Genomic DNA, 21231 nt, shown 5'->3' with positions numbered 1-21231 from the left:
GACAGGCAGCGGCGCGTTCGCGGCCACCAGGTGCTGCTCACGCAGTTCGCGCCAGAAATCGGCGGGAATGACTTCCTTCAGCGCGGCCACGGTGGTGGCCAGCATCTCCGGCTCGGCGGTCGCCGATACCGCCGCCGTCGCCGCCCTGCTGATCCCGATGATGCGCAACGCCGGCTACAACGTGCCGCGCGCCGCGGGCCTGATCGCAGCGGGCGGCATCATTGCGCCGGTGATCCCGCCGTCGATCGCCATCGTCGTGTTCGGCGTGGTCGCGCAGGTCTCGATCACCAAGCTGTTCCTGGCCGGCATCGCGCCCGGCGCCATGATGGCGCTGACGCTCGCCGTCACCTGGCACTTCTGCGCGCGCAAGGAGAAGCTGGCGCCGGTGGAACCGTTCAGTGCGCGCCGCCTGGCCAAGGCCGCGCTCGACGGCGTGTGGGCGCTGGTGCTGCCGGTGGTGATCATCGGCGGCATGAAGATCGGCGCCTTCACGCCGACCGAGGCTGCCGTGATGGCGGTGGCCTACGCCATGGCGGTCGGCCGCTTCGTCTACGGCGAGCTGAAGCTGCGCGCGCTGCCGGACCTGATCGTCACCGCGGCCAAGACTTCCAGCACGGTGCTGTTCCTGGTGGCGTGCGCGCTGGTCTCGGCGTAGCTGATCACCATCGCCAACATCCCGGCACAGGTGACTGACCTGCTCGAGCCGTTCATCGACAACAAGATCCTGCTGATGTTCGTGATCATGGTCCTGGTGATCGTGGTCGGCACCGCGCTCGACCTGATGCCGACCGTGCTGATCATGACGCCGATCCTGATGCCGGTGACCGCTCCGGGCAGGACGTACTGAAGGCGGTCGCACTTGGCGCGAGGGGCGTCTATATCGGCCGGCCGATGCTGTATGGACTGGGCGCCATGGGACAGGCCGGCGTGACGCGAGCACTGGACATCATCCGCAAGGAACTCGACCTGACCATGGCCTTCTGCGGCCACACCGATATTCGCGCGGTCGGCAGGGACATCTTGCGGCCGCCGCATCCGCCTGCTCCGCAGTTCAACCCGCGCACCTTCCGCAACGTGGAGATGGCCAGCATCGTCGGCAGCCTGGCGTGGAAAGAAGGCAAGCCGTCGATCCATGCGCACGGCGTGGCCGGCGACAGCAGTTTCGACACGTACGGCGGCCACATCCTGTCGATGGAGGTCGGCACCGGATCGCTGGAAGTGACGGTGACGGTCTATCCGCAGCAACTGGAACGCGGCATCGACCCGAAGATCGGCGCAAACGTGCTGGGGCTGCGCGATAGCCACTGACGGGCACTTCGCGCACGCGGACCCAGAAGTCAATCACGGCGCTGCCCGGACCGGCAATTCGAGCCGGGCGTTCAGTAAAGGTCTCGATCGCAGGATTGGCTTCGACCATCATCCAGGCCCGGTAAACCTCATAGCTGCCGAGGCTCAGCCGGCGTCCAGGCTTTGGGCTGAACAGCTCAATCGCGGAATCTCAGGACTGCCGCGCGGCCTCGATCTCCTCCATCAGGACCGGGATGGCCATATTGCAGGAGTGAATGCCCATCACGGTGGTGAGTTGCAGCACCTCGAGAATTTCTTCCCGCGTGGCGCCATGCCGAATGGCGTTGCGCATATGCCTGCGCGCCGGGGGCATGTTGAGCCGGAGGGGGGCTGCTCCCGTGCCAGTACGGCAGGACCATCGAGCCACATGATTGCGCGCAGGGGTATCGCCGCTCCCGTCGCCAGCAATCTTTCCTGATTTTCACCACGAATTCAGCAACAAATACCCCCGTTATCTGATTAACCTGCCCGCTATTTTCCGTTTGCGGCCCGCCGCGGACGAGAAAATAGCTGCCCCCGCCGGCCCCACGAAGGCCGGCGCGGCCTTTCAGATGACACGGAGACAACGACACATGAGTGCAAGCGCAGAACATCTGCAACGCGGCCTGGGCGAACGGCATATCCGGCTGATGGCGCTGGGTTCGGCCATCGGCGTGGGCCTGTTCCTGGGCGCCGGCAATGCCATCAAGATGGCCGGCCCCGCCATCATGCTGGGCTACCTGATCGGCGGCGCTGTGATCTTCCTGATCATGCGCGCGCTGGGCGAGATGGCCGTGCACAACCCCGTGGCCGGCTCCTTCTGCCGCTACGCGCAGGACCACATGGGCCCGCTGGCGGGCTACCTGACCGGCTGGAACTACTGGTTCCTGTGGCTGGTGACCTGCGTGGCGGAAATCACCGCCGTGGCCATCTACATGGGCATGTGGTTCCCCGACGTGCCGCGCTGGATCTGGGCACTGGCCGCGCTGGCGGCGATGGGCTCGGTCAACCTGATGGCGGTCAAGGCCTATGGCGAGTTCGAGTTCTGGTTCGCCATGATCAAGATCGTCACCATCGTGCTAATGCTGTTCGGCGGTGGCGCGATGATCGTGTTCGGCTTCGGCAACGGCGGTGTCGCCACCGGCATCTCCAACCTGTGGGCGCACGGCGGCTTCATGCCCAACGGCGCCTCCGGCGTACTGATGTCGCTGCAGATGGTGATGTTCGCCTACCTGGGCGTTGAGATGATCGGCCTGACCGCCGGCGAGGCGCGCAACCCTAAGAAGTCGATTCCGGACGCGATCAACTCGGTGTTCTGGCGCATCCTGATCTTCTACGTGGGCGCGCTGTTCGTGATCCTGTCGCTGTACCCGTGGAACGAGATCGGCGCCCAGGGCAGCCCCTTCGTGCTGACCTTCGAGCGGCTGGGCATCAAGACCGCCGCCGGCATCATCAACTTCGTGGTGCTGACCGCTGCGCTGTCGTCTTGCAACGGCGGCATCTTCAGCACCGGGCGCATGCTGTACAACCTGGCGCAGCAGGGCCAGGCGCCGAAGGCCTTTGCCAGGGTGGACCGCAATGGCGTGCCGCGCCGCGCGCTGCTGGTGTCGATCGCCGCGCTGCTGTGCGGCGTGCTGCTCAATTACCTGGTGCCGGAGCAGGTCTTCGTCTGGGTGACGGCGATCTCCACCTTCGGCGCGGTCTGGACCTGGGCCATCATCCTGGTCACGCAGATCAACTTCCGCCGCAGCCTGTCGGCGGCCGAGCGCAAGGCGCTGGCCTTCCGCATGCCGTTCTGGCCGTATGGCTCCTACATCGCGCTGGCCTTCCTGGCGCTGGTGGTGGCGCTGATGGCCTACTTCCCGGAGACCCGCGTGGCGCTGTACGTGGGCCCGGGCTGGCTGGTCCTGCTGACGGTGTGCTACTACGCGCTGGACATGCGCTCGCGCGGGCCGGTCAGCTACCGCGCCTGACCTTGCCGTAGCCTGCGGGGTGCGCCGGCCGGCGCGCCTCGCTACAATGGCTCCCGGGCAATCCAACGCCAGGGGGCCGAATGTCCGAGACCACAGAGGTTGCAAACAACGCGGCGGCCGCGCCGCCGCGCAACAGCGCCGCCGATGCCGAGGCCCGCGCCAGGGCCGTCGCCGGCACGGTGGCACGCACTGCCGTCGAGCAGGCCGACCATGCCATGCGCCACTGGACCGACCCCACCCCGGGGCCGGTACGCATCGGCTCCCCGCAGCACCTGCAGATGTTCTGCCATATGCTGCTGCAGACCCACAACCCCTACAAACCCGCAGTCATCGACTGGCCGAAGCTGTCGCCGGAAGCCCTGCACCGCGTCACCTCGCTGCCGATCTGGGACATCGCCGTGCAGACCGAGGGCCGCGCCTCGATCCGCGTCAAGACCTTTGCCGGCACCGTCAGCGATCCGCTGCTGCGCAGCGCGCTGGAAATGGACGGCGGCGAGGAGGCGCGCCACAAGGTGGTGCTGTCGAAGCTGGTCGAGGCCTACGGCATCGCGCTCGCACCCGAGCCTGACTACCCGCCCCCGGACGATCCGGAATGGGGCTGGCTGGTCACCGGCTACAGCGAGTGCATCGACAGCTTCTTCGCCTTCGGCCTGTTCGCGGCGGCCAGGCGCTCGGGCTTCTTCCCCGCCGAACTGATCGAGACCTTCGAGCCGGTGATCCAGGAGGAAGGCCGGCATATCCTGTTCTTCGTCAACTGGGCCGCCTGTTACCGGCGCAACCTGCCGTGGTGGCGCCGCCCGCTGTTTGCGCTGAAAGTGGCGCGGGTGTGGGCCTTCCTGGTCTGGGAGCGCATTGGCATCGCGCGCGGCATCGACACCGACGGCGTGGCCCAGGACGCCAACTTCACCATGAACGGTTCCGCGGCGCTGGGCGAAGCCCTGACGCCGGGCGCGATGATCGACCTGTGCCTGGCCGAGAACGACCGGCGCATGGCCGGCTACGACGCGCGCCTGCTGCGCCCGGAAACCGTGCCGCGGCTGGCCCGGCTGGCGCGGCGCTTCGTGAAATAAGGCCGGCCCATGCACCTTGCGTTGGCGTTGTCGCTGCTGTCCCTGGCGGTCTGGCTGGTGCTGATCTTTGCCCGCGCGGGCTTCTGGCGCGTGCGCAAGCCGGTTCCAGCACCGGATCCCGCGGCCTGGCCGGACGTGATCGCGGTCATCCCCGCCCGCAACGAGGCCGAGGTGATCGGCCGCGCCGTGGCCGGCGTGCTGGGCCAGCGCTACCCGGGCCGGCTGGCGCTGGTCGTGGTGGACGACCACAGCCAGGACGGCACCGCCGACATCGCCCGCGCCGCCGCCGCGGCCACCGCGCGCCCGCGGGGGCTGACCGTGATCGGCGCACGCGAGCTGCCCGCCGGCTGGAGCGGCAAGGTCTGGGCCCAATCCGAAGGGCTGGCCGCGGTCGACCGCATCGCCCCGCAGGCCCGCTACGTCTGGCTGACCGATGCCGATATCTGGCACGGCTCCGGCGTGCTGGCCGGTCTGGTGGCGCGCGCCGAGCACGAACGGCGCGACCTGGTCTCGCTGATGGTCCGGCTGCGCTGCGAATCCGCGTGGGAACGGCTGATCGTGCCGGCCTTTGTCTTCTTCTTCGCCAAGCTCTACCCCTTCGCCCGCGTGCGCGATGCCCGCAGCCGCGTGGCCGCCGCGGCCGGGGGCTGCATGCTGGCCAGCCGCGCGGCGCTGGCGCGCATTGGCGGCTTTGCCGCCATCCGCGGCGAGCTGATCGACGACTGCAGCCTGGCCGCGCGCATCAAGCCCGGCGGCGCGATCCGCCTGGACCTGGCCGACGACAGCGTGTCGTTGCGTCCCTACAACGACTGGCGCAGCCTGTGGGACATGATCGCGCGCAGCGCCTACACCCAGCTGCGCTATTCGCCGCTGCTGCTGGCCGGCGCGGTGGCGGGCATGGTGCTGACCTACCTGGTGCCGCCGGTGCTGGCGCTCGGCTGGCGGCTGTGGCCGGCATGGCTGGCCTGGGGCGCGATGACCCTGGCCTACCTGCCGATGCTTCGCGAATACCGGCAGCCGGCGTGGCTGGCGCCGCTGCTGCCGGTCACGGCGCTGTTCTACCTGGGGGCAACCATCGACTCGGCACGGCGCTACTGGCTGCGGCGCGGCGGGCAGTGGAAGGGCCGCGCGCAGGCGCCGGTGCGGTCCTGAGCGTGCCCTGCCAGCTTAGCGCTTGTCGAGATACCCCTGCGCCCGGAACCACTCCAGCGCGTCCCGCAAACCCTCCTGGTAAGGCCGCGGCTGATAGCCCAGCGCCTTGCGCGCCTTGTCTGATGTAAAGAACATCCGGTACCGGGACATATTGAGTCCATCTACAGTGATGAACGGCTCCTTGCCGGTAAAGCGCGCCGCCGCCTCCGCCCCGTACGCCAGCGGGTACAACGGCCAGCGCGGCAACTGCACGGTCGGCGGGCGCCGGCCGCACAGCTGCGCGATGTCGCGCAGCATCTGCTGCAGCATCACGTCCTGGCCGCCCAGGATGTAGCGCTCGCCGGCCTGGCCGCGCTCCAGCGCCAGCAAATGCCCTTCGGCCACGTCATCCACATGCGCCAGGTTCAGGCCGGTATCGACAAAGGCGGGGATCTTGCCCGTGGCCGCCTCGATGATGATGCGCCCGGTCGGCGTGGGCCGCACGTCGCGCGGGCCGATCGGGGTAGACGGGTTGACGATGACCGCCGGCAGGCCGCGCTCGGCCACCAGCTTTTCGACCACGCGCTCGGCCAGCACCTTGCTGCGCTTGTAGGCGCCGATGGCCTCGTGCGGGCGCAGCGCCGCGGTCTCGTCCACCGGCGCCCGCGCGCCGGCCACCCGCAGCGTCGCCACGCTGCTCGTATAGACCACCCGCTCGACGCCGGCCTGCTGCGCGGCCTCCATCACGGCCAGGGTGCCATCGACGTTGGTGCGCACAATGTCCTCGGGGTCCGGCGCCCACAGCCGGTAATCGGCTGCCACATGGAACAGGTAGCGCACGCCCTGCAGCGCGGCGGCCACCGCGCCGGCGTCGCGCATGTCGCCTTCCGCCACGGTCACCGGCAGCCCGGCCAGGTTGGTCCGCGGGCTTTGCGGGCGCACCAGCACGCGCACCCGGAAGCCGCGTGCCAGCGCCCTGCGCGCCACCGCCGAGCCCAGAAAGCCCGAGGCGCCTGTCACCAGCACGTCATCGTTTTTCGTCATAAACCCGTTTTCCCGTGAGGCGGAGTCGCCTTGGCCAGCCTCGCGCTGGCCAAAGCGACTCCAGACAAAGCCGGCGTGTCGGGTATATAGTAACCACCGTGCGACGGAAATGTGATCTGCGGTGGATCTCCGGTAGTTGCCGGTGCATTTCCCGTCCCGCCATCCCAAACACTGACACCCGTTGCAAAGGGTCGGGGGGCTTACTTTATGCAGGTGATTCTTGCTCAGCCCCGGGGCTTCTGCGCCGGCGTGGTGCGCGCGATCGAGATTGTCGACCGCGCCCTCGTCAAGCATGGCGCCCCGGTGTTCGTGCGACATGAGATCGTGCACAACAAGCACGTCGTAGAGGGACTGAAGGACAAGGGGGCGCGCTTCGTCGAAGAACTGGACGAAGTCCCGACCGGCGCCGTGACCATCTTCAGCGCGCACGGGGTCTCGCGCGAGGTCATCGCCGATGCCAGCCAGCGCCAGCTGCATGCCATCGACGCCACCTGCCCGCTGGTGATCAAGGTCCATACCCAGGGCCGCCAGTACGCTGCCAGCGGCCGTACCGTGATCCTGATCGGCCATGCCGGCCACCCGGAGGTGGAAGGCACCATGGGCCAGATCCCGGGCAAGGTGATCCTGGTGCAGAACGAAGCCGAGGTCGCGCAGCTGGACCTGCCCGCCGACACCCCGGTCGCCTACGTCACGCAGACCACGCTGAGCGTGGACGACACCCGCAATATCATCGCCGCGCTCGGGCGCCGCTTCAGCAACCTGGTCGGTCCCGATACCCGCGACATCTGCTACGCCACGCAGAACCGCCAGAGCGCGGTGCGCGACCTGTGCAAGCTGGCCGACGTGATCCTGGTGATCGGCGCGACCAACAGCTCCAACTCCAACCGCCTGCGCGAGATCGGCACGGAAAGCGGCGTTCCCAGCTACCTGATCGCCGAAGGCAGCGAACTGGACCCCGCCTGGGTGCGCAACGCCAACGTGGTGGGCATCACCGCCGGCGCCTCCGCCCCCGAGGAAATGGTCGAGGACGTGATCAACGCGCTGCGCCGGCTGGGCCCGGTGGATGTCACCACCATGGCCGGGCGCGAGGAACATGCCGAGTTCCGGCTGCCGGCCGAGCTGGCCGACGTGAAGCCGAAACCGGCCCCGCGCAAGGCCGGCAAGGAAACCGCCGCGGTCGCGGCCGTACCTGCCACCGCCAACGAGAATATCGCCGGCTGAACCCAACCAGAGGAAGTTGCCTTGGCTATTCCGCTACTGCAGGTCGCCCGCGTGGGCGCCTACATCGTCGGCAAGCATCTGTCGCGACAGAAACGCTATCCGCTTGCCCTGATGCTGGAACCGCTGTTCCGCTGCAACCTGGCGTGCTCAGGCTGCGGCAAGATCGATTATCCGGACCCCATCCTGAACCAGCGCCTGTCGGTGCAGGAATGCCTGGAGGCGGTGGATGAATGCGGTGCCCCGGTGGTGTCCATCGCCGGCGGCGAGCCGCTGCTGCACAAGGACATGCCGGAGATCGTGCAAGGCATCATCGCGCGGCGCAAGTTTGTCTACCTGTGCACCAATGCGCTGCTGATGGAAAAGAAGCTGGACCAGTACCAGCCCAGCCCGTATTTCATCTGGTCGGTGCACCTGGACGGCGACCGCGAGATGCATGACCGCTCGGTGTGCCAGGAAGGCGTGTACGACCGCTGCGTCGAGGCGATCCGGCTGGCCAAGGCACGGGGTTTCCGCGTCAATATCAACTGCACGCTGTTCAACGATGCCCAGCCCGAGCGCGTGGCGAAGTTCTTCGACTCGGTCAAGGCGCTGGGCGTGGACGGCATCACCGTGTCGCCAGGCTATGCCTATGAACGCGCGCCGGACCAGCAGCACTTCCTGAACCGCGGCAAGACCCGCCAGCTGTTCCGCGACATCCTGAGCCGTGGCCGCGCCGGCAAGAACTGGGCCTTCAGCCAGTCGACGCTGTTCCTGGACTTCCTGGCCGGCAACCAGACCTACCACTGCACCCCGTGGGGCAACCCGGCGCGCACCGTATTCGGCTGGCAGCGTCCATGCTACCTGGTGGGCGAGGGCTATGCCGCCACCTTCCGCGAGCTGATGGAGGAGACCGACTGGGACGCCTACGGCACCGGCAACTACGAGAAGTGCGCCGACTGCATGGTGCACAGCGGCTATGAGGCCACCGCCGTCGCCGACACCTTTGCCCATCCGCTCAAGGCGCTGGGCGTGAGCCTTCGCGGCGTGCGCACCAGTGGGCCGATGGCGCCCGATATTGCGCTGGACAAGCAGCGGCCGGCCGACTACGTGTTTTCGCGCCACGTCGAGATCAAGCTCGAGGAAATCCAGCGCGCGAAGCCACCCGCCAACCGGCCGCGGCCGGCCAAGGCCAACGCCGCGGCCACGCACTGACCGCACTGCCGATGGCCGCCGAACTTGCCGCCACCCTCCCGGGCGCTGCGCTGACCTGCGTGTCGGCGGGCTATGCGCTGGCCGCCGCCTGGCTGTCGCGCCGCGCGCCCGCGGCAGGCGGCGGCACGGCAACGACACCGGCCAGCGTGCTCAAGCCGCTGTGCGGCACCGAGCCCCGCCTGTACGAGAACCTGGCCACGCTGTGCCGGCAGCGGCATCCATCGTTCCAGCTGGTATTCGGCGTACGTGCCGCGGACGATCCCGCCATCGCCGTGGTCGAACGGCTGCGCCGCGACTACCCGGCGTGCGACATCGCGCTGGTGGTCGATCCGCAAGTGCACGGCACCAACCTGAAAGTCAGCAACCTGATCAACCTGTTCGCGCGGGCCAGGCACGACTTGCTGGTGATCGCCGACAGCGATATCGCCGTGCCGCCCGACTACCTGGCGCGCGTGACCGCGCCGCTGGCCGACGCCGGCGTGGGCGTGGTCACCTGCCTCTACCGCGGCAATCCGACAGGCGGCCTGTGCTCGCGCATCGGCGCGCAGTTCATCAACGACTGGTTCGCGCCGTCGGTGCGCATCGCCCACGCGGGCGGCTCGCAACGCTTTGCCTTTGGCGCGACCATTGCGCTGCGCCGCAATGCGCTGGAAGCCATCGGCGGCTTCGCAGCCTTGTCCGGCCGGCTGGCCGACGACTACTGGCTGGGCGAGCTGACGCGGCAGCAAGGATTGCGCACGGTGCTGTCGGAGGTCATGGTCACGACCGACGTCACCGAGGACCATTTCACCGACCTGTGGCGGCATGAGCTGCGCTGGCTGCGCACGATCCGCTCGCTGAATCCGCCGGGTTTTGCCTTTACCTTCATCACGTTCACCTGGCCGATGCTGGCGCTGGGTGTGCTGCTGGCACCGCTGCCGCTGGTGCTTGCGGTGGCCGCCGCCGGCGCGCTGGCGCGCAGCGTGCTGGCAGGCAGCGTCGCCGCCGCGCTGCGCGCACCGTTGCGCGATGCGCTGCTGCTGGCCGGCTGGGCATTTGCGCTGGCAGGCAAGCGCGTGCAGTGGCGCGAGCAGGTGCTGTCGGTGCGCGATGCCCTGCACACCAGTCCTGCGCTGACCCCGAACCAACCTTCATCCACCGGCATCCATCCCCAGAGGCCGCTATGAAAAAAACCCTGTTCCTCCAGGCTCCTTCCTTCGACGGCTTCGACGGCGGCGCGGGCTCGCGCTACCAGGCCAAGCGCGAGATCAAGTCGTTCTGGTACCCGACCTGGCTGGCGCAGCCCGCCGCGCTGGTGCCGGGCAGCCGCGTGCTGGACGCACCGGCCGACGGCCTGACCGTGCAGCAGACGCTGGATATCGCCGCGGACTATGACCTGGTCATCATCCACACCAGCACGCCCTCCTTCCCCACCGACGCCAAGTTCGCCGAGGAACTGAAGAAGCGCAAACCGGATGTGATGATCGGCATGGTCGGCGCCAAGCCCGCGGTCGATCCGGGCGGCACGCTGGGTGCGAGCGAGGCCATCGATTTCGTCTGCCGCGAGGAGTTCGACTACACCTGCCAGGACGTGGCCGCGGGCAAGCCGCTCAAGGACATCCTGGGCCTCTCCTACCGTCTGCCGGACGGCTCGCTCGAACACAACGGGCAGCGCCCGATGATCGAGAACATGGACGAGCTGCCCTTCGTGGCGCCGGTCTACCAGCGCGACCTGAAGATCGACAACTACTTCATCGGCTACCTGAAGCACCCCTATGTGTCGATCTACACCGGCCGCGGCTGCCGTTCGCGCTGCACCTTCTGCCTGTGGCCGCAGACCGTGGGCGGGCACCGCTACCGCACGCGGTCGGCCGAAAGCGTGATCGCCGAGGTCAAATGGATCAAGGAGAACATGCCCGAGGTCAAGGAGATCATGTTCGACGACGACACCTTCACCGACTTCAAGCCGCGCGTGGAAGAGATCGCGCGCGGGCTGGGCCAGCTGGGCGTGACGTGGTCGTGCAATGCCAAGGCCAACGTGCCGTACAGCACGCTCAAGATCATGAAGGAGAACGGCCTGCGCCTGCTGCTGGTGGGCTATGAGTCCGGCGACGACCAGATCCTGCTGAACATCAAGAAGGGCCTGCGCACGGACATTGCGCGCCGCTTCACCGAGGACTGCCGCAAGCTGGGCATCCAGATCCACGGCACCTTTATCCTGGGCCTGCCGGGCGAGACGCGCGAGACCATCGAGAAGACCATCGAGTACGCCAAGGAAATCAACCCGCACACCATCCAGGTGTCGCTGGCCGCGCCCTACCCCGGCACCACGCTGTACCGGCAGGCGGTGGAGAACGGCTGGCTCGAGGAAAACAAGGTCATCAACCTGGTCAACGACCAGGGCGTGCAGCTGGCCGCGATCAGCTATCCGCACCTGTCCAAGGAAGACATCTACCACGGCGTGGAGACCTTCTATAAGCGCTTCTATTTCCGCCCCGGCAAGATCTGGGAAATCGTGCGCGAGATGCTGGGCAGCTGGGACATGATGAAGCGGCGCCTGCGCGAAGGCGTGGAGTTCTTCCGCTTCCTGCGCTCGCACGAGGCCTGATCCTGGCCCACGCGCTTTCCTGTGCCTCGCAACGCGCGCTGATCGTCACCGCCGACGACTTCGGGCTGCACCCCGCCGTCAATGAGGCGGTGGAGCTGGCCCACCGCGACGGCGTGCTCAGCGCCGCCAGCCTGATGGTGGGCGCGCCCGCCGTGGCGGACGCGCTCGAGCGCGCGCGCCGCCTGCCGTCGTTGCGCGTGGGGCTGCACCTGGTGCTGGCCGACGGCCCGGCCACGCTGCCGCGCGCGCAGATCCCCGACCTGGTCGACGCCGGAGGCCGCTTCGGCTCGGCCATGGCCCTGGACGGCTGCCGCTTCTTCTTCCTGCCGCGGGTGCGCCGCCAGCTGGCGGCGGAGATCCGTGCGCAGTTCGAAGCCTTTGCCGCCACCGGCCTGCCGCTGGACCACGTCAACACGCACAAGCATTTCCACCTGCACCCGACGGTGCTGTCGCTGATCCTGTCGATCGGGCGTGACTACGGCCTGCGCGCGATGCGCCTGCCGCGCGAGCATGGCGCACCGTTGCTGCTGCGCCCCTGGCTGGCGCTGCTGCGCCGGCGCCTGGACCGCGCCGGCATCGCGCACAATGACTACGTGGTCGGCATCGCGCGCAGCGGCCAGATGGACGAGGCAGCCCTGCTGCAGGCGCTGGCGCGCCTGCCCGCTGGCGTGGGCGAGATCTACCTGCACCCGGCCGTGGTGTCGGGCGCGGCCATCACCGCATCGATGCGCGGCTACCGCCACGCCGACGAACTGGCCGCGCTGCTGTCGCCGCGCGTGCGCGCCGCGCTGGAGCGCGCGGCCAACCGGCGCGGCGGCTTTGCCGACGTGCTGGTGCCCTGACTTTCCACGATGAAACGCATTGCTTACCTGACCGGCCTGATCGGGCTGCTGGCGCTCACCGCCCTGGTGATCCACCAGGGCGCCAGCGATATCGCCGCGATCGTGGCGCAGGGCGGCTGGCTGCTGCTGTTGCTGGTGCCCCTGCACGCACTGCCGCTGCTGCTCGACGCGCAAGGCTGGCGCGTCCTGCTGACCTCGGCCGACCCCGAGGAGAAGGCGGGACTCGGTTTCCTGTGGTGGGTCGCCACGGTGCGCGAAGCGGTCAACCGCCTGCTGCCAACGGTGGGGGTCGGCGGTGAACTGGTCGGTATCCGCCTGACGCGGCTGCGCATCCGCGACACCACCGCGGTGACTGCCAGCATCGTGGTCGAAGTGATGGTGACGCTGTTCTCGCAGTACCTGTTCTCGGCCATGGGGGTGCTGCTGCTGGTGGCCGCGCTGCAGGACAGCGGCGGGGCCTGGGTGATCCTGGCCGGGCTGCTGCTGTCATTGCCGGTGCCGGTGCTGTTCGCGCTGTCGCTGCGGCACACCGCGATATTCGAGAAACTGGAAAGCGCGGCGCGCAAGCTGTTTGGCGGGGATCACCGCATTGTCGCGATGATCGACGGCGCGCGGCTCGATGCCCATATCCGCGCGCTCAACCGGCGCCGGCGCGAGCTGCTGGCAGCGCTGGGCTGGCAACTGGCAGGGCTGGTCAGCGGCACGCTTGAGATCTGGCTGGCGCTGATGCTGCTGGGCCATCCGGTGCCGGTCTGGCAGGCGCTGGCGATCGAATCGCTGACCCAGGCCGCGCGCCAGGTGGCCTTCTTCGTGCCCGCCGGCCTGGGGGTGCAGGAAGCGGTGGTGATGCTGCTGGGGCAGGTGCTGGGGATGGATGCGCAGGTCTCGCTGGCGCTGGCGCTGGTCAAGCGCGCGCGCGAGATCCTGTTCGGCGTACCTGCGCTGCTGTCATGGCAATGGGTGGAGTTGCGCCACTGGCGGCGCAACCGGAACACCGGTCACGCCGCGCCCTGATGGCGTGCGGCGCTCAGGCGTCAGACGCCTGGCGCGCGTTGTGGGTGGTCAGGTACTTCACCAGCCCGTCGACCCCGCTGCGCGCGACGATGTCCGCAAACTGCTTGCGGTACACCTCGATCAGCCACGCCCCCATCATATTGATGTCGTAGATCTTCCAGCCGTTGGCAGTGCGCTGCAGCCTGTAGTCGATCTGCATCTCGTCGGCATTGTTGATCACGCGCGTCTGCACCACCACATCGGTGGCGCCGCTGCCGGACTTGACCGGCTGGTAGCGGAACTTGACGTTCTGCTCGCGCAGCTGCGCCAGCGACACCGCATAGCTGCGCACCAGCAGCATCTGGAACTGCTCATGGAGCTGTTGCTGCTGCTCCGGCGTGGCGGTGCGCCAGGCACTGCCCACCGCCAGCCGCGTGGTGCGCTGGAAATCCGTGTAGGGCAGGAAATGCTTCTGCACGACGGCGGTGATCTTGCCGAGGTCGCCGGCGCGGGTGTCGGGATTGGACTGGATAGTGCCGATCACGCCCTCCACCGCGGCCTGCACCAGCCGCTCGGGGCTGGCGCGCAGGTCGCCGGGCTGGACAGCCTGGGCGTGCGCTACGGAAACCATGGCCACCGCTGCAAGCGGCGCCAGGGGAAGCAAACCGTGAATCGTCATGGATGTGAAAGTCAGGAAGGACTGTGAAGCGGCGCCGCCGCTGCAACGGGCGGCGCCAGGCTGACAGTTTATAGCGGATCGGCCTGAATCGCGGATGCCCGGGCCGCGCATGCCGCATGCGCCACGCTGCCAGCCGATATACTCGCGGTTCGTGCTCCTTGGATCCGCCCATGCTGACTTCGCTGCTGACACGCATTGTCCGGCTTGCCACCGCCTGGCCGTGGCGCGTCATCATCCTGGCGGCATTGCTGACCGCCGCCAGCGGCGCCTACGTGGCCCGCAACTTTGCGATCAACACCGACATCGGTCGCCTGCTGGAATCCGACGCCCCCTGGGCGGTGCGCGACGCCGCCATCGGCAACGCCTTTCCCCAGCGCAACCAGTTGATCCTGGCGGTGGTGCAGGCGCCCGCGACAGAGCTGGCCGACGCCGCCGCCGACGCGCTGGCCGAGGCGCTGCGCCGCCAGCCGGCACGCTTCACCGCGGTCAGCCAGCCCGGCGGCGGCCCGTTCTTCGCGCGCAACGGATTGCTGTTCGCCAGCACCGATGAAGTGCGCCAGCTCACGCAGCAGCTCGTGCAGGCGCGTCCGCTGGTCAACGCGCTCGCGCATGACCCGACCCTGCGCGGCCTGTCCGATCTCCTCACCACCACGCTGACGCTGCCGTTGCAGATGGGGCAGGTAAAGCTGGGCGACATGGCCAGGCTGCTGGGCAGCAGTGCACAGACACTGGACCAGGTGCTGGCCGGCAAGCCCGCCGCGCTGTCCTGGGCAGGGCTGCTCGACGCCAGCCTCAAGCCCGGGCCCGATGGACAGGTCTACAGCTACCTCGCGCTCAGCCCGGTGCTGGACTACAGCGACCTGCAGGCCGGGGCCGCCGCCTCGCGCGCGATCCGGCAGGCAGCGGCCGACCTGCAGCTGGCGCAGCGCTACCAGGCCACGGTGCGCCTGACCGGCCCGCAGGCGCTGGCCGACGATGAATTCGCCTCGGTCAGCGACGGCGCCGTGCTCAACGGCGTGCTGACGGTGCTGGTGGTGGTCCTGATCCTGTGGCTGGCCTTGCGCTCGGCGCGGCTGATCGTGGCGGTGCTGGCCAGCCTGTTTGCCGGGCTGCTGATCACCGCCGCGCTGGGGCTGGCCATGGTCGGTTCGCTGAACATGATTTCGGTGGCGTTCGCGGTGCTGTTCGTCGGGCTGGGGGTGGATTTCGGCATCCAGTTCGGCGTGCGCTACCGCGCCGAGCGCCATGACCGCGACCATATCGTCGAAGCGCTGGGGCTGTCCGCGCGCGGCGTGGGCGCGCCGCTGGCCTTGGCTGCCGCGGCCACGGCGGCGGCATTCTTCTGCTTCCTGCCCACCGACTACCGCGGCGTGGCCGAGTTGGGGCTGATCGCCGGCGTGGGCATGATGGTGGCATTCGCCACCACCTTCACGCTGCTGCCGGCGCTGATCTGCGTACTCAAGCCCGGCGGCGAGCCCGAGGCGCCGGGTTTCGCGTGGCTGGCGCCCGCGGACCGGTTCTTCGACCGCTATCGCAAGCCGGTGCTGCTGGTCACCCTGCTCGCTATCCTTGCAGGCGCGCCGCTGCTGCCGCACCTGCGCTTTGACTTCGACCCGCTGCACCTGAAGGACCCCAAATCTGAATCGATGGCCACGCTGCTGGCGCTCAGGGACGCGCCGCAGGCCGGCACCGACGATGTCAGCGTGCTGGCGCCTTCGCTGCCGGCCGCGGGCGATCTGGCAAGCAAGCTGGCGGCGCTGCCCGAGGTGGCGCGCGCGGTCACGCTGCAGACTTTTGTCCCCGACGACCAGCCGCCCAAACTGCAGGCCATCGGCCAGGCTTCGGCCGCGCTGATGCCGGCGCTGACGCAGCCCACCGCCACGCCCGCCACCGACACCGCGCGCGCCAATGCGCTGCGCAATGCCGCGCGGCAGCTGGCCATCGCCGCCGACGAGCATCCCGGTCCGGGCGCGGCCGAAGCCGCGCACCTGTCCGCCGCGCTGAAGAAGCTGGCCTCCGCCGACGCCGCCACGCGCGACCGCGCCGAGCGCGCCATCGCCGTGCCGCTGCAGCTGGCGCTGGCACGGCTGAAGCTGGCGCTGGGCCCGCAGCCCGTCAGCCAGCAGACGCTGCCGCCCGAACTGGTGCGCGACTGGATCACTCCGGACGGGCGCGCGCTGGTCAGCGTCAGCCCGAAGCTGCCGCCGCCCGTCAGCGCGCAGCGCGAGGCCGCGCTGGACCGCTTCATCACCTCGGTGCAGCGCGTGGCGCCCACCGCCACCGGCGGGCCGATCGCGATCCGCGGCTCGGCCGACACCATCATGGCCGCCTTTGCGCAGGCCGGCATCTGGGCGGTGGTGTCGATCACCATCCTGCTGTGGATCACGCTGCGCCGTTTCGGCGACGTGCTGCGCACGCTGATACCGCTGCTGGTTTCGGCCATCGTCACGCTGGAGTTGTGCGTGCTGTTCGGCATTGCGCTGAACTTTGCCAACGTGATTGCCCTGCCGCTGCTGCTGGGCGTGGGCGTCGCGTTCAAGATCTACTACGTGATTGCCTGGCGGCACGGCAAGACCCAGCTGCTGCAGTCCAGCCTGACGCACGCCGTGCTGTACAGTGCGGCCACCACGGCCACCGCTTTCGGCAGCCTGTGGCTGTCGCAGCATCCCGGCACCGCCAGCATGGGCAAGCTGCTGGCGCTGGCGCTGGCGTGCACGCTGGTAGGGGCCGTGTTCTTCCAGCCGATCCTGATGGGCCGCCCGCGCGAAGGCGCCCATCACAAACATGACAAAGCCGCCCGGTCATAATCACAAACCCGACGCGGCCGACCCCGAACCCCTTCGTACGATGCCTTTACGCCAGCGCGCTACATCTGTTGCCGCCACCGCCATTGCCGCCGCCCTGCTCGCCGGCTGCGCCACCGGCCCGCAAGCCAATCCCGACGATCCGCTCGAGCCGATGAACCGCGCGGTCTTCACCGTCAACGACAAGCTCGACCAGTATGTGGCCGTGCCGGTGGCCAAGGGCTACAAGGCGGTCACGCCGGAGCCGGTGCGCACCGCGGTCACCAATTTCTATTCGAACATCGCGGACATCGGCAACTTTGCCAACAACCTGCTGCAAGGCAAAGGCGTCGAGGCCGCGGAGAGCTTCATGCGGGTCGCGATCAATTCCGTGCTGGGTATCGGCGGACTGATCGACATCGCCACCCCCGCCGGGCTGCAGAAGCATTCGCAGGATTTCGGCCTGACGTTGGGCACGTGGGGCGTGCCGTCGGGACCCTACCTGGTGCTGCCGCTGTTCGGCCCCAGCTCATTCCGCGACGGCGTGGGCCTGTATGTGAATTTCTGGTTCGACCCGACCACCTATGCCGAGCCGGCGGTGCGCAATTCGCTGTTCGGGATGAACGTGGTGGACGTGCGCACCAACCTGCTGGGCGCCACCGACCTGCTGAAGCTGGCGGCACTGGACAAGTACACCTTTGTGCGCGATGCCTACCTGCAGCGGCGCCGCTACCTGCTGGGAGAGAACACGTCGCTGCCGGACTACGACGAAAACGACGACAGCGGCGCGGCCGCAGCGCCCGCCGCGGAGGCGCCGGCGGGCGCGCCCGCGCCCGCGCAGCCGCAGGCGCCGCGCTGATGCGGGGTCTTAGCCGCCGATCCCCAGCAGCACCACCTCGAAGGTGAGCGTGGCGTTCGGCGGGATCGTGCCCGGCACGCCGCGCGCGCCGTAGGCCGTGGCCGGCGGGCAGGTCAGCTTGGCCTTGCCGCCCACCTGCATCGCCTGCACCCCTTCGGTCCAGCACGGGATCACGCGGTTGAGCGGGAACGAGATCGGCTGGCCGCGCTTGTACGAGCTGTCAAACTCGGTGCCGTCGGCCAGCGTGCCGCGGTAGTGGACCTGCACCGAGTCGGTGGCCTTTGGCGAGGCGCCATTGCCCTTGATCAGGTGCTGGATGGTCATGCCCGACGCCAGCGTCTGCGGCGCCGCCGCGGGTGCGGCCGGGGTGGCCGGGGCCGAGGCAGCCGGGGCGGCCGCGGATGCGGCGCAGGCGAAGGTCAGGGTGCCGAGGAAAAGCGCAAGTGTTTTCATGGGAAACCTGGTCGTGAGGTCGTGATTGGGGATGCGGCAGTTTAACCGACACACGGCAACGATATGGCGGCAGCGCCATATAGCGCACAACGCACCCCGGCCATGCGCCTTGCGGCGGGCATGGTGCGGCGCACCCCGCCACATCCGTTACACGGGGCGTTTTGCCGTCTACGATGGTTCGTGACAGCCCCGCTGCCGCGGGCGCACGGAGATTGCCATGGCACTCACGGATTCACGGGATCTTCCGGTCTCGACCCAGAACGCCCGCTCGGTCGAGCAGTATGAGACCGCCCTGCAACTGCTGAACGGCTACTATGGCGACCCGCTCGCCGCCATCGACACGGCGCTGGCCGCCGACCCCGGCTTCGCCATGGGCCACGCGCTGCGCGCCGCGCTGATGGTGACCGCCGGCGACGGCACGGCCGAGCCGATGCTGCGCCAGAGCGTCGAAGCCGGCGAAGCCCTGCATGCCCGCGCCAACGACCGCGAGCGCCGCCACATTGCCGCGGCACGCGCCTGGCTGGACGGCGAGTTCGAGCGCTCGGTCCGGCTCTACGGCGATATCGTGATCGACTATCCACGCGACCTGCTGGCGATCCAGACCGCGCATCTCGAAGACTTCCTGCTGGGGCAGTCATCGATGCTGCGCGACCGCGTGGCGCAGGCGCTGCCGCACTGGGATGCCGGCATGCCGGGCTACGGCTACCTGCTCGGCATGCATGCCTTCGGCCTGGAAGAAACCCAGCTCTACGGCCGCGCCGAGGAAAGCGGCCGGCGCGCGCTGGAGCTCAATCCGCGCGACCCGTGGGCCGTGCACGCGGTGGCGCACGTGATGGAGATGCAGGGCCGGCTGGCCGACGGCATCGCCTGGCTGGACGGGCGCCGCGACGACTGGTCCGACGACAATATGCTGGCCGTGCACAACTGGTGGCACCTGGCATTGTTCCAGCTGGAAGAGGGCAGGACCGACGAGGTGCTGGCGCTGTACGACCGCTATATAAAGCGCCCCGCGCCGGCGATCGCGCTGGACCTGGTGGATGCCTCCGCGCTGCTGTGGCGGCTGCACCTGCGCGGCGTGGACGTGGGCGGGCGCTGGCAGCCGGTGGCGGACGACTGGCTGGGCCGCGGCGCGGCCGGCTACTACGCCTTCAACGATGTCCATGCCGTGATGGCCAGCCTGGGCGCGCACCGGCCCGCGGCAGCCGACCAGGTCCGTGCCGCGCTGGAGCGCGCCGCCCTTGGCAACGGCACCAACGCGATGATGTCGCGCGATGTGGGGCTGCCGGTGGCCGATGCCCTGATCGCGTTCGACCAGGGCGATTACACCACCGCCATCGACCTGCTGATGCCTGTGCGCCTGATCGCCCACCGCTTCGGCGGCAGCCATGCGCAGCGCGACGTCATCAGCCTGACCCTGCTGGAAGCGGCGCTGCGCGACGGCCGCAGCAACCTGGCGATCGCGCTCACGGCCGAACGCGCCGCGCTCAAGCCCATGAGCCCCAGCCTGCACCGGCTGGTGCAGCGCGCCGATTCGTGCCGCGCATAAGTCTCACTGCCACGGCCTGGATCGGCGCCTATGGGCCATATCGCAGCCTGCATGCCGGGCAACGGGGCTGGGACAGCGGCGTCGCGCCGCCAGCCGGCGCGCGGATCAGCGCCATTGTCTCGGTGGTGACGTGGTCGCTGGTGATCTGTGCCGGACGTCTGATTGCCTATGTCTGATGGCCCCGGCCTCACACCGGCGCCGGAGACAGCATCCCCAGCATGGCCACCAGGGCCATCACCAGCGCGGCGGCGCAGGCTTCCAGCAGCAGGCTGCGCCGCAACGCCAGCGCCGCCACCCGATGCTCCCCGGCCTGCACCGCCAATGCCAGCCGCGGGCTCAGGCGGAAGCGGTTCGCGGCAGCCATGCCAAGCATCGCCACGAACAGCGCGAGCTTGGCGGCCAGCAGCCCGCCATAGGACATCGGCGCAAAATCCGGCAGCGCCGGGCCCACGATGAACCAGTAGTTGAGCACGCCGGTCAGCAGCAGCGTGGCAACAATGATGGTGCCGGCGCGGGCGAACCCGTTCGAGGTGCGGCTCAGCAACGCCACGGCCGCCTGGTCCGATCCCGGCCGCGCCAGCGACAGCAGCACGAACGCGGCCAACGCGCCAACCCATGCGCCGGCGGCCAGCAGGTGCGCCACGTCGGCGCTCAGGTGGACATAGCGCAAGGCGCCCTCATGCATCGCGCCGTGGCCGCCCCAGGCCAGCGTGGCCAGCGCAATCCCGCCGAACCCGGCCAGCGCAGCGCAGCGCGCGCCCGGCCGCCTGCGCCAGGACACGCCGGCCAGCACGCAGAGCAGCAGGGCCACCAGGCGCACCGACCAGGCCGCGCCGAAATCCGTGCCCGTGACGATCATCGCGAAGGCATGGCCCTGCAATGCAGCGTAGTCGGACACCCCCGTCATCGCCCGGGCCATCACGACGAGGGCGCCCAGCGAGAGCACGATGCCCGCTACGGCACAGCCCAGCGCAAGCGCCTGGCATCGCATGGCAAAGCGTGAGGCCCGTTCACCCCGATGCAGCGCATAGGCGCAGAACAGCGGCAGCCCGAACAGCAAGGCCAGGTCGACATAGAGCGTCAGGCGCAGCCCGGCGGCCACCCAGTCCGGTTGCGGCAATTACTTCACCGTGAAGGCGATATTGCCGTTGACGGGATGGGTATCGGACGACACCGCCCGCCAGTCCACCCGATAGCTGCCGGCCGGCAGCGGCTGCGCCGGCGTGATCACCATGGCCTTGGGGTCGTCGCTGCCGGAGACTTTCGCGGCCATTTTCATCGGCGCATGACTGGCCATGCCCGGCATGCCGGTCATCACGAGGCTGGCGCCGGAAAACTGGGTGACCAGGGTCTCGGAGAACTGAAGTTCGATCTTTTGCGGCGCCGCCACTTCGGCCTTGTCCGCCGGCGTGGACGACACCAGCTTCGGGTGCGCGAAGGCGACGCTGCTGGCCAGCGCGGCGCTGGCGGCAAGCAGGGTCTGGATCAGGGGGCGATTGGCATGCATGGTTATCTCCGCTTGGGGATGATGAA

Annotated in this window: 20 protein-coding genes and 2 pseudogenes; 16 read left to right on the top strand and 6 right to left on the bottom strand. The window is 68.9% G+C overall.

Annotation, left to right across the window (positions count from 1 at the left end; all coding sequences use genetic code 11):
• Positions 1-82: 82 nt before the first annotated feature.
• From RS901_RS23300 to RS901_RS38920, 3 genes and pseudogenes are all read left to right on the top strand, one after another.
• Positions 83-823, top strand: a pseudogene (locus tag RS901_RS23300) (TRAP transporter large permease subunit); the annotation flags it as partial.
• A pseudogene (locus tag RS901_RS38925) lies at positions 814-1029 on the top strand (alpha-hydroxy-acid oxidizing protein); the annotation flags it as partial. The pseudogenes RS901_RS23300 and RS901_RS38925, both read left to right, overlap by 10 nt.
• 51 nt (positions 1030-1080) lie before the next feature.
• Entirely contained in the window at positions 1081-1308 is a 228-nt protein-coding gene (locus tag RS901_RS38920; protein WP_410054233.1) for a PCC domain-containing protein, read from the top strand.
• A gap of 190 nt (positions 1309-1498) precedes the next feature.
• Here RS901_RS38920 and RS901_RS23290 read toward each other — a convergent pair whose 3' ends face one another.
• The gene (locus RS901_RS23290) at positions 1499-1639 is read right to left on the bottom strand and encodes a hypothetical protein (RefSeq protein ID WP_316156373.1); all 141 of its coding nucleotides are present in this window, start codon (positions 1637-1639) and stop codon (positions 1499-1501) included.
• A gap of 280 nt (positions 1640-1919) precedes the next feature.
• Between RS901_RS23290 and RS901_RS23285 the strand changes: the two genes are divergently transcribed.
• From RS901_RS23285 to RS901_RS23275, 3 genes are all read left to right on the top strand, one after another.
• A complete protein-coding gene (locus tag RS901_RS23285) occupies positions 1920-3299 on the top strand; it encodes an amino acid permease (protein WP_316156371.1) in 1380 nt (459 codons plus the stop codon).
• 80 nt (positions 3300-3379) lie between these two features.
• Positions 3380-4369 carry a ferritin-like domain-containing protein gene (locus tag RS901_RS23280; protein WP_316156369.1) on the top strand — a complete coding sequence of 330 codons (990 nt, stop codon included), beginning with the start codon at positions 3380-3382 and terminating at the stop codon, positions 4367-4369.
• A gap of 9 nt (positions 4370-4378) precedes the next feature.
• Entirely contained in the window at positions 4379-5521 is a 1143-nt protein-coding gene (locus RS901_RS23275) for a glycosyltransferase (protein ID WP_316156367.1), read from the top strand.
• 15 nt (positions 5522-5536) lie between these two features.
• On the opposite strand, the gene hpnA is transcribed toward RS901_RS23275, so the two are convergent.
• Positions 5537-6544 carry a hopanoid-associated sugar epimerase gene (gene hpnA, locus RS901_RS23270; RefSeq protein ID WP_316156364.1) on the bottom strand — a complete coding sequence of 336 codons (1008 nt, stop codon included), beginning with the start codon at positions 6542-6544 and terminating at the stop codon, positions 5537-5539.
• Between the two features lie 207 nt (positions 6545-6751).
• Here hpnA and ispH point away from each other — a divergent pair, with 207 nt between their 5' ends.
• The 6 genes from ispH to RS901_RS23240 are packed head-to-tail and all read left to right on the top strand — an operon-like array spanning position 6752 to position 13399.
• The gene (gene ispH, locus RS901_RS23265; protein ID WP_316156362.1) at positions 6752-7765 is read left to right on the top strand and encodes a 4-hydroxy-3-methylbut-2-enyl diphosphate reductase; all 1014 of its coding nucleotides are present in this window, start codon (positions 6752-6754) and stop codon (positions 7763-7765) included.
• Between the two features lie 21 nt (positions 7766-7786).
• Positions 7787-8956, top strand: coding sequence for an adenosyl-hopene transferase HpnH (gene hpnH, locus RS901_RS23260; protein WP_316156360.1), 1170 nt, complete (start codon positions 7787-7789; stop codon positions 8954-8956).
• An 11-nt stretch (positions 8957-8967) separates the two neighbouring features.
• The gene (gene hpnI / locus RS901_RS23255) at positions 8968-10122 is read left to right on the top strand and encodes a bacteriohopanetetrol glucosamine biosynthesis glycosyltransferase HpnI (protein ID WP_316156359.1); all 1155 of its coding nucleotides are present in this window, start codon (positions 8968-8970) and stop codon (positions 10120-10122) included.
• Positions 10119-11543: a hopanoid biosynthesis associated radical SAM protein HpnJ gene (gene hpnJ / locus RS901_RS23250; RefSeq protein WP_316156357.1), complete on the top strand. Its 1425-nt coding sequence runs from the start codon at positions 10119-10121 to the stop codon at positions 11541-11543. The genes hpnI and hpnJ overlap by 4 nt, the downstream gene beginning before the upstream one ends.
• A gap of 38 nt (positions 11544-11581) precedes the next feature.
• Positions 11582-12385 carry a hopanoid biosynthesis-associated protein HpnK gene (gene hpnK, locus RS901_RS23245; RefSeq protein ID WP_316157276.1) on the top strand — a complete coding sequence of 268 codons (804 nt, stop codon included), beginning with the start codon at positions 11582-11584 and terminating at the stop codon, positions 12383-12385.
• Positions 12386-12394: 9 nt separating this feature from the next.
• Entirely contained in the window at positions 12395-13399 is a 1005-nt protein-coding gene (locus RS901_RS23240) for a lysylphosphatidylglycerol synthase domain-containing protein (RefSeq protein WP_316156355.1), read from the top strand.
• Positions 13400-13412: 13 nt separating this feature from the next.
• On the opposite strand, the gene RS901_RS23235 is transcribed toward RS901_RS23240, so the two are convergent.
• Complete coding sequence (locus RS901_RS23235) at positions 13413-14057, bottom strand: ABC transporter substrate-binding protein (RefSeq protein ID WP_316156353.1); 645 nt, start codon at positions 14055-14057, stop codon at positions 13413-13415.
• A gap of 170 nt (positions 14058-14227) precedes the next feature.
• Between RS901_RS23235 and RS901_RS23230 the strand changes: the two genes are divergently transcribed.
• Positions 14228-16864, top strand: a complete 2637-nt coding sequence (locus tag RS901_RS23230) for an MMPL family transporter (protein WP_316156351.1) — start codon at positions 14228-14230, stop codon at positions 16862-16864.
• Between the two features lie 40 nt (positions 16865-16904).
• Complete coding sequence (locus RS901_RS23225; protein ID WP_316156349.1) at positions 16905-17699, top strand: VacJ family lipoprotein; 795 nt, start codon at positions 16905-16907, stop codon at positions 17697-17699.
• Positions 17700-17708: 9 nt separating this feature from the next.
• On the opposite strand, the gene RS901_RS23220 is transcribed toward RS901_RS23225, so the two are convergent.
• Positions 17709-18152, bottom strand: a complete 444-nt coding sequence (locus tag RS901_RS23220) for an FKBP-type peptidyl-prolyl cis-trans isomerase (protein ID WP_316156347.1) — start codon at positions 18150-18152, stop codon at positions 17709-17711.
• Between the two features lie 217 nt (positions 18153-18369).
• On the opposite strand from RS901_RS23220, the gene RS901_RS23215 reads away from it, so the two are divergent.
• Both RS901_RS23215 and RS901_RS23210 read left to right on the top strand, forming a co-directional pair.
• Positions 18370-19698: a tetratricopeptide repeat protein gene (locus RS901_RS23215; protein ID WP_316156345.1), complete on the top strand. Its 1329-nt coding sequence runs from the start codon at positions 18370-18372 to the stop codon at positions 19696-19698.
• Positions 19686-19874: a hypothetical protein gene (locus RS901_RS23210; protein ID WP_316156343.1), complete on the top strand. Its 189-nt coding sequence runs from the start codon at positions 19686-19688 to the stop codon at positions 19872-19874. Before RS901_RS23215 ends, RS901_RS23210 begins: the two co-directional genes overlap by 13 nt.
• Positions 19875-19885: 11 nt before the next feature.
• Here the strand turns inward: RS901_RS23210 and copD are convergent, their stop codons facing one another.
• Both copD and copC read right to left on the bottom strand, forming a co-directional pair.
• Positions 19886-20818 carry a copper homeostasis membrane protein CopD gene (gene copD, locus RS901_RS23205; protein WP_316156341.1) on the bottom strand — a complete coding sequence of 311 codons (933 nt, stop codon included), beginning with the start codon at positions 20816-20818 and terminating at the stop codon, positions 19886-19888.
• Positions 20819-21205, bottom strand: a complete 387-nt coding sequence (gene copC, locus RS901_RS23200) for a copper homeostasis periplasmic binding protein CopC (RefSeq protein ID WP_316156339.1) — start codon at positions 21203-21205, stop codon at positions 20819-20821. It abuts the gene before it with no gap.
• Between the last annotated feature and the right edge of the window lie 26 nt (positions 21206-21231).

Origin of the sequence: Cupriavidus sp. BIC8F (assembly GCF_032465815.1) — a bacterium.
Classification (GTDB): domain Bacteria; phylum Pseudomonadota; class Gammaproteobacteria; order Burkholderiales; family Burkholderiaceae; genus Cupriavidus; species Cupriavidus necator.
This window is presented reverse-complemented; position numbering and strand designations above follow the sequence as displayed.

What these genes read in the sequence shown, in the direction of transcription:
- hpnI (WP_316156359.1), top strand. Translation starts at nt 8,968, where the DNA reads ATGGCCGCCGAACTTGCCGCCACCCTCCCGGGCGCTGCGCTGACCTGC.
- hpnA (WP_316156364.1), bottom strand. Translation starts at nt 6,544, where the DNA reads ATGACGAAAAACGATGACGTGCTGGTGACAGGCGCCTCGGGCTTTCTG.
- RS901_RS23230 (WP_316156351.1), top strand. Translation starts at nt 14,228, where the DNA reads ATGCTGACTTCGCTGCTGACACGCATTGTCCGGCTTGCCACCGCCTGG.
- RS901_RS23240 (WP_316156355.1), top strand. Translation starts at nt 12,395, where the DNA reads ATGAAACGCATTGCTTACCTGACCGGCCTGATCGGGCTGCTGGCGCTC.
- hpnJ (WP_316156357.1), top strand. Translation starts at nt 10,119, where the DNA reads ATGAAAAAAACCCTGTTCCTCCAGGCTCCTTCCTTCGACGGCTTCGAC.
- RS901_RS23275 (WP_316156367.1), top strand. Translation starts at nt 4,379, where the DNA reads ATGCACCTTGCGTTGGCGTTGTCGCTGCTGTCCCTGGCGGTCTGGCTG.
- RS901_RS23225 (WP_316156349.1), top strand. Translation starts at nt 16,905, where the DNA reads ATGCCTTTACGCCAGCGCGCTACATCTGTTGCCGCCACCGCCATTGCC.
- copC (WP_316156339.1), bottom strand. Translation starts at nt 21,205, where the DNA reads ATGCATGCCAATCGCCCCCTGATCCAGACCCTGCTTGCCGCCAGCGCC.
- RS901_RS23280 (WP_316156369.1), top strand. Translation starts at nt 3,380, where the DNA reads ATGTCCGAGACCACAGAGGTTGCAAACAACGCGGCGGCCGCGCCGCCG.
- RS901_RS23220 (WP_316156347.1), bottom strand. Translation starts at nt 18,152, where the DNA reads ATGAAAACACTTGCGCTTTTCCTCGGCACCCTGACCTTCGCCTGCGCC.
- RS901_RS23235 (WP_316156353.1), bottom strand. Translation starts at nt 14,057, where the DNA reads ATGACGATTCACGGTTTGCTTCCCCTGGCGCCGCTTGCAGCGGTGGCC.
- RS901_RS23290 (WP_316156373.1), bottom strand. Translation starts at nt 1,639, where the DNA reads ATGCGCAACGCCATTCGGCATGGCGCCACGCGGGAAGAAATTCTCGAG.
- RS901_RS38920 (WP_410054233.1), top strand. Translation starts at nt 1,081, where the DNA reads ATGGCCAGCATCGTCGGCAGCCTGGCGTGGAAAGAAGGCAAGCCGTCG.
- RS901_RS23285 (WP_316156371.1), top strand. Translation starts at nt 1,920, where the DNA reads ATGAGTGCAAGCGCAGAACATCTGCAACGCGGCCTGGGCGAACGGCAT.
- RS901_RS23215 (WP_316156345.1), top strand. Translation starts at nt 18,370, where the DNA reads ATGGCACTCACGGATTCACGGGATCTTCCGGTCTCGACCCAGAACGCC.
- ispH (WP_316156362.1), top strand. Translation starts at nt 6,752, where the DNA reads ATGCAGGTGATTCTTGCTCAGCCCCGGGGCTTCTGCGCCGGCGTGGTG.